This window comes from Bradyrhizobium liaoningense (genome assembly GCF_018130825.1).
Taxonomy (GTDB): Bacteria; Pseudomonadota; Alphaproteobacteria; order Rhizobiales; family Xanthobacteraceae; genus Bradyrhizobium; species Bradyrhizobium liaoningense_B.
This window is the reverse complement of sequence record NZ_JAFCJS010000007.1, coordinates 111275-124583: the sequence shown is the minus strand read 5'-3', so window position 1 is coordinate 124583 and position 13309 is coordinate 111275. Positions and strand designations below refer to the sequence as shown.

General features: G+C 65.3%; 10 protein-coding genes. 3 read left to right on the top strand and 7 right to left on the bottom strand.

Annotated features, from left to right (window positions below; genetic code table 11):
* Positions 1–100: 100 nt before the first annotated feature.
* The 7 genes from JQ603_RS28075 to JQ603_RS28045 all read right to left on the bottom strand — a co-directional run bounded on the left by JQ603_RS28075 (position 101) and on the right by JQ603_RS28045 (position 9007).
* Entirely contained in the window at positions 101–1903 is a 1803-nt protein-coding gene (locus tag JQ603_RS28075; RefSeq protein ID WP_212344055.1) for an adenine deaminase C-terminal domain-containing protein, read from the bottom strand.
* A gap of 85 nt (positions 1904–1988) precedes the next feature.
* Positions 1989–2789: an NYN domain-containing protein gene (locus tag JQ603_RS28070; protein WP_211410471.1), complete on the bottom strand. Its 801-nt coding sequence runs from the start codon at positions 2787–2789 to the stop codon at positions 1989–1991.
* 55 nt (positions 2790–2844) lie between these two features.
* Positions 2845–4344 (bottom strand): tripartite tricarboxylate transporter permease, encoded by a 1500-nt coding sequence (locus JQ603_RS28065; RefSeq protein WP_145680303.1) that lies wholly within the window; start codon positions 4342–4344, stop codon positions 2845–2847.
* Positions 4344–4826 (bottom strand): tripartite tricarboxylate transporter TctB family protein, encoded by a 483-nt coding sequence (locus JQ603_RS28060; RefSeq protein WP_212344054.1) that lies wholly within the window; start codon positions 4824–4826, stop codon positions 4344–4346. Before JQ603_RS28060 ends, JQ603_RS28065 begins: the two co-directional genes overlap by 1 nt.
* Entirely contained in the window at positions 4823–5791 is a 969-nt protein-coding gene (locus tag JQ603_RS28055; RefSeq protein ID WP_212344053.1) for a Bug family tripartite tricarboxylate transporter substrate binding protein, read from the bottom strand. Before JQ603_RS28055 ends, JQ603_RS28060 begins: the two co-directional genes overlap by 4 nt.
* Before the next feature lie 113 nt (positions 5792–5904).
* Complete coding sequence (locus JQ603_RS28050) at positions 5905–6747, bottom strand: IclR family transcriptional regulator (protein WP_212344052.1); 843 nt, start codon at positions 6745–6747, stop codon at positions 5905–5907.
* Between the two features lie 130 nt (positions 6748–6877).
* A complete protein-coding gene (locus tag JQ603_RS28045; protein ID WP_212344050.1) occupies positions 6878–9007 on the bottom strand; it encodes an acetate--CoA ligase family protein in 2130 nt (709 codons plus the stop codon).
* Positions 9008–9356: 349 nt separating this feature from the next.
* On the opposite strand from JQ603_RS28045, the gene JQ603_RS28040 reads away from it, so the two are divergent.
* The 3 genes from JQ603_RS28040 to frc all read left to right on the top strand — a co-directional run bounded on the left by JQ603_RS28040 (position 9357) and on the right by frc (position 13184).
* The gene (locus tag JQ603_RS28040; RefSeq protein ID WP_164936202.1) at positions 9357–10052 is read left to right on the top strand and encodes a GntR family transcriptional regulator; all 696 of its coding nucleotides are present in this window, start codon (positions 9357–9359) and stop codon (positions 10050–10052) included.
* A 61-nt stretch (positions 10053–10113) separates the two neighbouring features.
* Positions 10114–11844: an oxalyl-CoA decarboxylase gene (gene oxc / locus JQ603_RS28035; RefSeq protein ID WP_212344048.1), complete on the top strand. Its 1731-nt coding sequence runs from the start codon at positions 10114–10116 to the stop codon at positions 11842–11844.
* Between the two features lie 62 nt (positions 11845–11906).
* The gene (frc, locus tag JQ603_RS28030; RefSeq protein WP_212344039.1) at positions 11907–13184 is read left to right on the top strand and encodes a formyl-CoA transferase; all 1278 of its coding nucleotides are present in this window, start codon (positions 11907–11909) and stop codon (positions 13182–13184) included.
* The last annotated feature ends 125 nt before the right edge of the window (positions 13185–13309 follow it).

Below are 13309 nucleotides of genomic sequence, written 5' to 3'. Positions count from 1 at the left end.
CGATCTCAACGAGATCGATTTTATTTTCCACGATGCGGCAACCGCTGGAAAAATCGCGGATGTCTCAATCGGTTAGATGAAACGGTGCGTGAAAGCCGCTTCACTCGAACAGCGGCGCCAGCTCCATTTGCGGCACCAGCACGAGGCCCTTGTCGGTGATGCGAATTTCCGGAATGACCGATAGGGGAATCAAATTGAAGCCCATGTAGGGGATGGTGCAGCCGGCTTCCGCCCATTCCTTCTTCAGCGCCTTGACCTCCTCGGCGACTTCCGTGACGCGCTTGTCGGACAGGAGCCCCGCGATCGGCAGCGGAACCAGCGCCCTCACCTTGCCATCGGCCACGACGCAGACGCCGCCCTGCTGCTCCCTGATCGCCGCGATCGCGACCTGCATGTCGCCCTCGTTGATGCCGGCGACGATGATGTTGTGGCTGTCGTGGCCGACGCTGGAGGCCACTGCGCCGCGCTTCAGGCCGAAATCCTTCAGCAGGCCGTAGGCGACGTTGCCCGCCGATTTGCCGTGGCGCTCGACCACCGTGACGAAGCACAGGCCATAGCGCGCAAACAACGACGGCCAGTCCTTTGCCGGCTCGATCGCGACCTTCTCGTGGATCAGGGTGATGCCGGGCAACGCGGTCTTGATCGCATTGACGGTGCAGGCCTTCGCGGGCAGCTCCGGCGTCAACTTCATCTTCTCCGGCAGTTTTACGGTCACATAGGCCGCCTTCGGATATTGATAGCGCTGCGACAATGCCTGATCGAGACGGGGCGTGATCTTGCGATTCTCCACCACCAGCTCGCCGCCATACCAGGTGCATTGCGGCTTGAGCTGGTCGTCCATCAGCACGAGATCGGCGCGGCGGCCGCCGCCGAGGCCGCCGATGTCGCCCTCCATGCCGAAACGCGTCGCGCCGTGCAGCGAGCCCATCGACCACGCCTGCTCCGGCGACATCCCCGCCTTCACCGCCTCGCGCACCACCCAATCGAGCCCGAACAGAAGCAGATCGTCAGCGTCGCGGTCGTCGGTGCACACCGCCGTGCGCTTGTGCGAGGCCCCGAGCTCGGTGATCGTCCGGATCGCCTGCGGCAGCGAATGCCAGGGCGTGGTCGGCGGCCCCCCGCGCAGGAAAACCCAGACGCCGGCATCGAGCAGATCGTCGGCGATGTCGCGGTCGATCGCCTCATGGGTGTCGGTAACGCCGGATGCCGCGTAGGCCGCGACGAATTCGCGGCCGTAGACATGACCGGACACCGGTCGTCCGCGCTTCAAAGCCGCCGCGAGGATCGCATGACTGCGCTCGTCGCCCATGGTCACCGGCACGAAATCCATCTTCTCGCCGAGTGCGACCGCCTCAGGCCAGCGATCGAACAGGCCGGCGATCTTGTCGGGCGTGAGGTCGCCGCCGGCCGTCTCCAGCTCGGCCGACGTCGCCGGCACCGTGCTCGGCACCGTCAGGAAGATCGAGAGCGGCGCCTCGCGTGCGTCCTCCAGCATCGCCTCGACGCCGGCGACATCCATCACGTTGCCGATCTCGTGGCTGTCGCAGAAGATGGTCGTGGTGCCGTTGAGCAGCGCGGCCTCTGCATAGGCGCAGGCCGTCACCATCGAGGATTCGATATGGATGTGGGGATCGACCAGCCCCGGCGCGATGATACCGCCTGCGGCGTCATATAGCGGCACGTTGGGCCAGACCTTCTTCGCCGCCCCGGCCGGCTTCACCGCGGCGATGCGGCCGCCCGTGATCCAGACCTCGCGACCGGAGTGGATGCGCTCCGAATAGGTCGAGAGCACCCGCGCGCCGGTGATAACGAGATCGGGCGCAACGCGCGCGGAGGCGACATCGGCCAAACGCCGGGTCATCGAATGCAGCGGTGCGACGGCGAAGCGGGTAAGTCTGGTCATCGGGACCCTCGCGTGGCGTTATGGCCCAGCGATGGTTACGCCCTGCGCCATAGCGGGCAAGCGCAAATATAACGGCAGGCCCTGCTTACGCCTTAGGCGCCGAACCACCCGCAGCCCCCGCCCTCGCAGGCCTGCGTGGGTTCCGCCTTCTCGGCGGTGCTGCGGCCGCGGGTTTGACCCGAATCCGCATCGAGCGGCCCTTTGACTCGTCGATCTCGAACGAGTTCGTCTTTCGCACCAGGTCGCTCAGCTTGCGGAACCCGAACGTTCGCGGATCGAAATCGGAGGCAAGATTGGCGAGCTGCCGGCCGACTTCACCGAGCGCGACCCAGCCGTCTTCGCTCTCCATCTGGGTGATCACCTTCTTGATGATGGGGGTCGCCGCATCAAGCGGCTGAAGCGACGTCGATCTTGAGGCGGCGTCCTGGTTGGTCGTCGGGACGGCAAGCAGGTTCTCGGTGTAAACGAACCTTCGGCAGGCCTGCCTGAAGCTTTCCGGAGTCTTCTGCTCGCCAAATCCGAAGACGTCGACGCCCTGCTCCCGGATGCGGGCGGCCAGACGGGTAAAGTCGCTGTCGGATGACACCAGGCAGAAGCCGTCGAACCGGCCGCTGTGGAGCAGATCCATGGCGTCGATGACCAAGGTTATGTCGGACGCATTCTTTCCCGTCGTATAGGCGAACTGCTGCTGCGGGATAATGGCGTGCTTCGACAGGATGTCAGCCCACCCCCTTGATCGCGCATTGGAGAAGTCGCCGTAGATACGGCGAACGCTGGCCTCGCCGATCTTGGCAATCTCCTCGAACAGTCCATCCGCGATCTTTGCGGAGGCATTGTCGGCGTCGATCAGGACGGCGAGACGCGGCGAACGAAGTTCCGACGGCATGGCGTTTCCTCAACGAGATGGACGCAGCATTTGAAGACGCAACGCGTCGGAACGTCTAGTCCTCGTTCGCCTTGAACCGGCCGAGCCCCTTGAGCACGAAGGGGGCCAGCAGCGCAATCAGCGCGACGCCGAGCAGCGTTGCCGAGATCGGGCTCTGCAACAGCGTCATGGGGTCGCCGAGGCTGATGGCGAGCGCGCGGCGGAGCTGGCTCTCGGCGATCGGGCCGAGGATCAGGCCGACCACGACCGGCGCGATCGGAAAATCGAACCGCCGCATCAGGAAGCCGAGCACGCCGAAGCCGGCCAGCATCGACAATTCGACCACCGAGGGCTTTGCCGCGATGGTGCCCATGGTGGCGAACACGAGGATGCCGGCATAGAGCCACGGCTGCGGGATCGCGAGCAGCCGCACCCACAGGCCAACCAGAGGCAAATTGAGCACCAGCAGCATCATGTTGGCGATGAACAGGCTGGCGATCAGGCCCCACACGAGGTCGGGCCGCTCGGCGAACAGCAGCGGGCCCGGGTTGAGGCCGTATTGCTGGAAGCCCGCCAGCATCATCGCGGCGGTCGCCGAGGTCGGCAGACCCAACGTCAAGAGCGGCACCAGCGTGCCGGCGGCCGACGCATTATTGGCCGCTTCCGGTCCGGCGACGCCTTCGATCGCGCCCTTGCCGAACTCTTCCGGATGTTTGGTGAGACGCTTCTCGGTGGAATAGGACAGGAAGGTCGGGATCTCCGCGCCGCCCGCGGGCAGCGCGCCGATCGGGAAGCCGAACATGGTGCCGCGCAGCCACGGCTTCCATGACCGCTTCCAGTCTTCCTTCGTCATCCATAGCGAGCCGCGCACCGGCTCCAGCTTCTCCTCGGTATGGTGCCGGCGCGATGCGACGTAGAGCGCCTCGCCCACCGCGAACAGGCCGACCGCGAGCGTCGTCACCTCGACGCCGTCGAGCAGCTCAGGGACGCCGAACGCAAGCCGCGCCTGCCCCGTCAGCTTGTCGATGCCGACGAGGCCGAGCGTCAGGCCGATAAACAGGCTGGTGAGGCCGCGGATCGGGGAATCGCCGAAGGTCGCCGAGACCGTGACGAAGGCGACGCACATCAGCGCGAAGTAATCCTCGGGGCCGAAACGCACGGCGAAATCGACCAGCCACGGCGCGAGAAACGCGAGCCCGATGGTGGCGATGGTGCCGGCGACGAAGGAGCCGATCGCGGATGTCGCAAGCGCCGGCCCGCCGCGGCCGGCCTTGGCCATCTTGTTGCCTTCGAGCGCGGTCGCCATCGAGGCGCTCTCGCCCGGCGTGTTGATCAGGATCGCGGTGGTCGATCCGCCATACATGCCGCCATAATAGATGCCGGCGAACATGATCAGCGAGCCGCCGGGGTCGAGCTTGTAGGTGACGGGTAGAAGCAGCGCGACCGTCAGCGCGGGGCCGATGCCGGGCAGCACGCCGACGGCCGTACCAAGGAACACGCCGATCAGCGCATAAAGCAGGTTCATCGGCTGGACGGCGACCGCCATGCCGTGCGCCAGGGCGGCAAAAGTGTCCATCACAGCAGTCGCTCCAGGGGGCCGGCCGGAAGGCTCAGCGTCAACAACCGGTCAAAGGCGAGATAGATGAGGGTCGACATCACGAGGGCGATGACGCTGTCGACGAGGACGGCGCGGCGCCCAAAGGCCGTAGACGTCGTCACGAACAGCGCCGACGTTGCCAGGATGAAGCCGCCGCCGAAGCCGATGATGGCGATCAGCAGCGCAAGGCCGACGAGGATCAGGACGACAGGTACGGGATCGGCACTCTCGCGCGCCGGCAAATTGCCGCGCATCGCATCGATGAAATTGCCGATTGCGAGCAGCGCAAGGCCGCTGGCGACGACGACCGGCATCGCCTCCGGCCCCATGCCGTACATCGCGGCGGATTGCAGGCCGCGCGCGTCCCAGACCAGCACGGCCGCAAGCACGGCGAGCAGTGCAGCGATGACAATGCCGGCGCGATCGACGCGCCGCGGCTGCGCAGGATCGCCTGAGCTCATGATTTGACGAGGCCAACCGATTTCAGCACGTCGGTGACGCGCACCGTTTCCTTCTTCAGGAAGTCGGCGAAGGCGTCGCCGCCGAGATAGGCGTCCTCCCAGCCCTTCTGCTTGAGGATCTCCTTCCAGGCGTCCGATTTCACCATCTTCTCGACCGCGTCGCTCAGGGTCTTCTTCTGCTCCGGCGTGATGCCGGGAGGCGCGACCACCGAGCGCCAGTTGGCGATCACGAGGTCGATGCCTTGCTCCCTGAAGGTCGGGATGTCGCTGCCTGCGATGCGCTTCTCCGAGGTCACGCCGATCGCGCGCAGCTTGCCGGACTTGATCTGCCCTTCATATTCGCTGAGCCCCGAAATGCCTGCAGTGACCTTGCCGCCGAGGATCGCGGCGAGCGACTCGCCGCCGCCGGAGAACGGGATGTAGTTGATCTTCTTGGCGTCGGCGCCGACAGCGCCGGCGAACAGCGCCGCCATCACATGATCGACGCCGCCGGCCGAACCGCCGGCGAAGGTCACCTTGGCGATATCGGCCTTCACCGCGGCGGCGAGGTCCTGCGCAGTCTTGATCGGCGAATTCGCGGGCACCACGATCACCTGGATTTCCTCGGTGAGGCGCGCGATCGGCGTCACCTGCTCCAGCGTGACGGGCGACTTGTTCATGGCGAGCGCGCCGACCATGACGAAGCCGTTGACCATCATCTGGTTGCCGTCGCCCTTGGCGCCGTTGACGAACTGGGCGATGCCGACGCTGCCGCCGGCGCCGGGAACGTTGGTGACCTGCACGCTGCGCGCGACGCCGGACGCCACCAGCGCCTGCTGCATCGAGCGCGCGGTCTGGTCCCAGCCCCCGCCCGGGGCCGCCGGCGCCATCAGCTTGAGCTCGAGCTGCTGGGCAAACCCCGGTGTGGCTGCCGCAAGGGTCAGCGCGACGGCTGCGCCGGCAAGGCGCGCGGGAAATTGAAACATGGGGGCATTCTCCAGGCTGGTGCGGACGTGTTGATCGTTTGCCGCATTGTGTCGTTTGGTCGCATATCAGCCAAAACGGCCGATGCTGTCCAGCGACAGGCCTGGGTTCCCGGTTAGCCGGAGGTCGGCATCACCCCGCCGAGCGCGACGGTCAGCTCGGCAGCGACTTCGCGCACGATTTGGCCGATTTCCGGCAGCCTGTCGTCGGTCAGGCGGCTGGTCATGCCGGAGACGGAGATCGCGGCCAGCGGCTCGGCGCAGTCGCTGTAGACGACTGCGGCAATACAGCGCAGGCCCATAGAGGCCTCCTCATCGTCGACCGCATAGCCCTGCTTGCGGATTTTTTCGAGCTCCCTGAACAGGTCGCTCGGCCGCACGATCGACTTTTCGGTCAGGCGCGGCATGCCGTGATGGCGGATCACCGCGCCGACATCCTCGTCCGAATAGGTCGCGAGCACCGCCTTGCCGACGCCCGACGTCACCATGGGGACGCGGCCGCCGACCTTGGTCAGCGAGCGCATAATCTCGCGGCTCTCCATGCGGGTCAGCACGATGATGAACTCGTCGTCGACGACGGCGAGATTGGCGGTTTCGCGGGTGAGATCGCGCAGCTTGCGCAAGTAAGGAACGGCCTGCGCCGAGAAATTGCGCCGCCGGGCGAAGCTGGCGCCCACCGTGAAGCTGCGCACGCCGACATGCCATTTGGATTGGGCGCGGTCGAACTGCACGAAGCGGCGGCTTTCAAGCGTCGCCAGCAGCCGGTGCACGGTCGAGGCCGACAGGCCAGTGCGGACGGCAAGATCGCTGAGGCGGTAGCCCTCGTCGTCCTCGGCCAGGGTTTCGAGAATCGACAGCGCACGGTCGACAGACTGCACGCCGCCGTCACGCGCCTCGTGCTCGGCCTCCGATGGCGGCCGGGCTTCGAGCGATTTGCGCCGGATCACGTTCTTGCTCATCGCGTGCGTCCGTCATTCCGGGATGGTGCGCCGGGACTGCGCGCAGCGCGGGCCCGGCGTACCAGACCCGGAATCTCGAGATCCCGGGTTCGACGCTGCGCGTCGCCCCGGGATGACAGGAGAGTTAGGCTCAGAGCAGCCCTGCCCCGCGCGCCCACTTGTACTTGGCACCGAGCACCTCGACCGGAAGCTCGGTCGAATAAGCATAAGCCGGGATGCCGTGCTGATAGAGATATTCGGCGGCTTCCTCGACTTCGACGTCGCCGGCGAGCGAGGCGACCATGGGCTTCACAAAGCCCTTGGCCTCCATCTCCTTCTTCACCTCGACCATGTTGCGGGCGAACACCATCGGCGGGGTGACGATGGTGTGCCAGTAGCCGAGGATCAGCGCATGGATGCGCTCATCCGACAGGCCGAGCTTCACGGTGTTGACGTAGGTGATCGGCGGCTCGCCGCCGGTGATATCCACAGGATTTCCGGCCGCACCGAACGGCGGGATGAACTTGCGGAAGGCCGCGTCGAGATCCGGCGGCATCGACATCAGCGACAGGCCGTTGTCGACGCAGGAGTCCGACAGCAGCACGCCCGAGCCGCCCGCGCCGGTGATGATCAGCACGTTCTCGCCCTTCGGCGTCGGCAGCACCGGCACGCCACGGGCGAACTCGAGCAGCTGGCGCAGGGAGCGGGCGCGGATCACGCCGGACTGCTTGAACACGTCCTCGTAGATGCGGTCGTTGCCGGCGAGCGCGCCGGTGTGCGAGGACGCCGCCTTCGCACCCGCCGAGGTGCGGCCGGCCTTGAGCACGACGACCGGCTTCTTCTTGGAGACGCGCTTGGCGGCTTCCGCAAAGGCGCGACCGTCCTTGAGGTCTTCGCAGTGCTGCGCGATCAGGTTGGTGTTCGGGTCCTGCTCGAAGAAGGCGAGCAGATCGTCCTCATCGATGTCGGACTTGTTGCCGAGACCGACGATCGCCGACACACCCATTTTCGCCGAGCGCGAGAAGCCGATGATGGCCATGCCGATGCCGCCCGACTGCGACGACAGCGCTGCGTGGCCCTTGACGTCATAGGCGGTGCAGAAGGTCGCGCAGAGGTTGGCCGGCGTATAGTAGAAGCCGTAGATGTTCGGCCCCATCAGGCGGATGTCGTACTTCTTGCCGACCTCGACGATCTCGGCCTGCAGCTCCGGCGCGCCGGCTTCAGCGAAGCCTGACGGAATCAGCACCGCGCCCGGGATTTTCTTCTCGCCGCATTCAGTCAGCGCCGCCGCCACGAACTTGGCAGGGATCGCGAACACCGCGGTGTCGATCACGCCCGGCACGTCCTTGACGCTCTTATAGGCCTTGTAGCCGAGGATCTCGGCGGCCTTGGGATGGATCGGATAGATCTCGCCCTTGTAGCCGCCATTGATGAGGTTCTTCATCACGGAGTTGCCGATCTTGCCATCCTCCGCGGAGGCGCCGACCACGGCGACCGCCTTCGGCTGCATGATGCGGTTCATGGCCGCGACGATCTCTTCGGTCGGGCGCGGCTTGGGCTTCGGCACATAGGCGAAGTCGACGACGATGCGGACGTCGGCGGCGATCGCGCTCTTCGCCGTCGCGAACACCGGGTTGAGGTCGAGCTCGACGATCTCGGGGAAATCGGTGACGAGCTGCGAGACCTTGACGATGACGTCGGCGAGCGCCGTCCGGTTCACCGGCTCGCCGCCACGAACGCCCTTCAAAATCTCATGCGCCTGGATGCCGTCGAGCATCGAGAGCGCGTCTTCCTTGGTCGCGGGCGCGAGGCGGAAGGTGATGTCCTTCAGCACTTCGACCAGCACGCCGCCCAGGCCGAAGGCGACCAGCTTGCCGAACGAGCCGTCGGTGATCGAGCCGACGATGACCTCGGTGCCGCCGGCCAGCATCTGCTGGACCTGGACGCCGTCGATCTTGGCGTCGGCCTTGTACTTCTTGGCGTTACCGAGAATGGTCTCGTAGGCCTTCTCGGCCTCCTCGGCCGTCTTGAGGCCGACGATGACGCCGCCGGCTTCGGTCTTGTGGAGAATGTCCGGCGAGACGATCTTCATCACGACGGGGAAGCCCATGGACGAAGCCATCTTGCCGGCCTCGCCCGCCGACTTGGCCACGCCTTCCTTCGGAACCGGAATGCCGTAGGCGTCGCAGACCAGCTTGCCTTCCGGCGCCGTCAGGCTGGTGCGGTTGTCCGCCTTGACCTGGTCGAGCACCTTGCGGACGGCATCTTTGGAATTGGACATATGGCTTCTCCCTTGACCTGAGTTCGTTCTTTGCAAAGCGCGCGCGTGTTGCGGCCGCCCGTGATGCTTGCCATTCGCCGCGCTCTGTTCCATGCCGCGGAACGGAGTGGCATAAAGCCTGAGACTACTCCGCCGGCTTGGATCAAAAATGGCTGGCGATGGCATTTGGTATGCCAGAAGCCAACTTGTCAAGTCGCGGCGCACCTTAGAACGCCGCAAAAAATAGCCAGCTTGACATTCTGGCATGTGGTATGCCAAAAACTTTCCCGTTAATATTCCTGTAAAAGACGACTCCCACTGGAGGAGATTCGTCGTGTCACTACGGAAACCAACCAAGGCGTTGCCGAACATGGCCGAGGCAGACATCGCAATCGTTCGTATTGCCCCGGAGAGCAGCTTCAAGAACAAGGCGTATGACGCCTTGAAGGAAGCCATCCTCAAGATGGACATCTATTCGACGCCCGAGCCGGTGATGCTCGACGAGCGCGCGTTGTCCGAACGCCTGGGTGTGAGCCGCACGCCGATCCGCGAAGCCATCGCGATGCTCGAGCAGGACGGTTTCGTGAAGACCGTGCCGCGCCGCGGCATCATGGTGGTGCGCAGGACCAAGAGCGAGATCGTCGACATGATCCGCGCCTGGGCGGCGCTGGAGAGCATGGCCGCGCGCCTCATCACCACCACCGCGCGCAAGAAGGACATCACCGCGCTGCGCGACTTCTTCAAGGACTTCGGCAAGGACCGCCTGCCCGAGGATCATGTGGAGGAGTATTCCAAGGCCAACATCGCCTTCCACCAAGCGCTGATCTCGCTGTCGGAATCGCCGGTGCTGGTCGATCTCACCAACGACCTGCTGCTGCACGTGCGCGGCTACCGCCAACTGACCATCGGACGCAAGGACCGCACCGCGACCTCGCTGCCCGAGCATCTCGGCATGATCGAAGCGCTCGAAGCGCGCGATACCGAGCTCGCCGAGAAGCGCGCCCGCGACCACACCCTTGGCCTTGCCGCTTACGTCGAAGCGCACGGCCAGGAACTCTTCACTTAGCAACGTTCACCAGAAGGGCGAAAAATTCGCCCCGTTACTTGAGACCAGGGAGACAAGGCCCATGCTGAATACCGCGACCAAGTCCGAAGCACCGGGCACCGAGCAGGAGCTGACGGATGGCTTCCATCTCGTCATCGACGCGCTCAAGCTGAACGGCATCAACACCATCTATAATGTGCCGGGCATCCCGATCACGGATTTGGGCCGCATGGCGCAGGCCGCCGGCATTCGCGTGATCTCCTTCCGCCACGAGCAGAACGCCGGCTACGCCGCAGGCATCGCCGGCTACCTCACCAAGAAGCCCGGCGTCTGCCTCACGGTGTCGGCGCCCGGCTTCCTCAACGGCCTCACCGCGCTCGCCCACGCCACCACCAACTGCTACCCGATGATCCTGGTCTCGGGCTCCTCCGAGCGCGAGATCGTCGACCTCCAGCAGGGCGACTACGAGGAAATGGACCAGCTCGCGATCGCAAAGCCGCTGTGCAAGGCGGCCTATCGCGTGCTGCACGCCCAGGACATCGGCATCGGCTTCGCCCGCGCCATCCGCGCCGCGGTCTCGGGCCGTCCGGGCGGCGTCTATCTCGACCTGCCGGCAAAACTGTTCGGTCAGGTGATGAACGCCGAAGCCGGCCAGAAGTCGCTGGTCAAGGTGATCGACGCTGCGCCCGCGCAGATCCCCTCGCCCGCTTCGGTCAAGCGCGCGCTCGACGTGCTCAAGAGCGCCAAGCGTCCGCTCATCATCCTCGGCAAGGGCGCGGCCTACGCGCAGGCCGATGAGGAGATCAAGAGCTTCATCGAGAAGAGCGGCGTGCCGTTCCTCCCGATGAGCATGGCCAAGGGCCTGCTCCCCGACACGCATCCGCAGTGCGCCGGCGCGGCCCGCTCGACCGTGCTGAAGGATTCCGACGTCGTCATGCTGATCGGCGCGCGGCTGAACTGGCTGCTCTCCCACGGCAAGGGCAAGAGCTGGGGCGAAACGCCGAAGAAGTTCATCCAGGTCGATATCGAACCGCGTGAGATGGACTCCAACGTCGAGATCGTCGCGCCCGTCGTCGGCGACATCGGCTCGGTGGTCTCGGCCTTCAACCAGGCCATCGGTGCGGGTTGGACCGCGCCGGCCGACTGGACCAAGGCCGTCTCGACCAAGCGCGAAGAGAACGTCGCCAAGATGGCGCCGAAGCTCATGAACAACAAGTCGCCGATGGACTATCACGGCGCGCTCGGCGTCTTGAAGAACGTCATCAAGGAGTATCCCGAGGCGATCCTCGTCAACGAAGGCGCCAACACGCTCGACCTCGCCCGCGGCGTCATCGACATGTACAAGCCGCGCAAGCGTCTCGACGTCGGCACCTGGGGCGTGATGGGCATCGGCATGGGCCAGGCGATCGCGGCTGCGCTCGAGACCGGCCATCCCGTGCTCGCGGTGGAAGGCGACTCGGCGTTCGGCTTCTCCGGCATGGAGGTCGAGACCATCTGCCGCTACAACCTGCCGATCTGCGTCGTCATCTTCAACAATGACGGCATCTATCGCGGCACCGACGTCAACGGCGCCAACGACGATCCGGCGACCACCGTGTTCGTCAAGGGCGCGCGCTACGACAAGATGATGGAAGCCTTCGGCGGCGTCGGCGTGAACGCCACCTCGCCCGACGAGCTCAAGCGCGCCGTGAACGAGGCCATGAAGTCCGGCAAGCCGACGCTCATCAACGCGGTGATCGATCCGGCCGCGGGCTCGGAGAGCGGCCGCATCGGCAACCTCAATCCGCAGAGCGTCCTGCAGAAGAAGAAGTAAGTCCACCCCTCAACCCTTATTCCCTGCCGGGTGCAGGGGCAGACAGAGTACGGAGCAACCTAATGACCAAAGCGCTCGAGGGCGTTCGCATTCTCGACTTCACCCACGTCCAGTCCGGACCGACCTGCACGCAGCTGCTGGCCTGGTTCGGCGCCGACGTGATCAAGGTGGAACGCCCGGGCGTGGGTGACATCACCCGCGGCCAGCTGCAGGACATCCCGAACGTGGACAGCCTGTATTTCACCATGCTCAACCACAACAAGCGCTCGATCACGCTCGACACCAAGAACCCCAAGGGCAAGGAAGTCCTCACCGAGCTGATCAAGAAGTGCGACGTGCTGGTCGAGAATTTCGGCCCCGGCGTGCTCGATCGCATGGGCTTCCCCTGGGAGAAGATCCAGTCGATCAACCCGAAGATGATCGTCGCCTCGATCAAGGGCTTCGGCCCGGGACCGTACGAAGACTGCAAGGTCTATGAGAACGTCGCGCAGTGCACCGGCGGCGCCGCCTCCACCACCGGCTTCCGCGACGGCCTGCCGCTCGTCACCGGCGCGCAGATCGGCGATTCCGGCACCGGCCTGCACCTGGCGCTCGGCATCGTCACCGCGCTCTATCAGCGCACGCATTCGGGCAAGGGCCAGCGCGTCACCGCCGCGATGCAGGACGGCGTGCTCAACCTCGCCCGCGTCAAGCTGCGCGACCAGCAGCGCCTCGCCCACGGCCCCTTGAAGGAATACAGCCAGTTCGGCGAAGGCATTCCGTTCGGCGATGCCGTGCCGCGCGCCGGCAACGATTCCGGCGGCGGCCAGCCCGGCCGCATCCTGAAGTGCAAGGGCTGGGAGACTGATCCCAACGCCTACATCTACTTCATCACCCAGGCCCCGGTCTGGGAGAAGATCTGCGACGTGATCGGCGAGCCGACCTGGAAGACCGATCCGAACTACGCCAAGCCCCCGGCCCGCCTGCCCCGGCTCAACGAGATCTTCGCCCGCATCGAGCAGTGGACGATGACCAAGACCAAGTTCGAGGCGATGGAGATCCTCAACAAGGACGACATCCCCTGCGGTCCGATCCTGTCGATGAAGGAGATCGCGGAAGACCAGTCGCTGCGCGCGACCGGCACCGTGGTCGAGGTCGACCACCCCACCCGCGGCAAGTACATCTCGGTCGGCAACCCGATCAAGCTGTCGGACTCGCCGGCCGAAGTGACCCGCTCGCCGCTGCTCGGCGAGCACACCGACGAGATCCTGCGCTCGGTGCTCGGCTTCAGCGATCACCAGGTCGCCGACATCCACAAGTCCGGCGCGCTCGACCCGCCGCAGAAGCAGGCCGCCGAGTAAGCGAGTCTGTCAGAGAACGACGAAAGGGCCGCCCGAAGGGGCGGCCCTTTTTGCTTGCGAAGGCGTGAAGCCGCAGGGCGCAAACTAAAAAGTGGCAAAACAACCCCATGCACAGTAGCCACCCC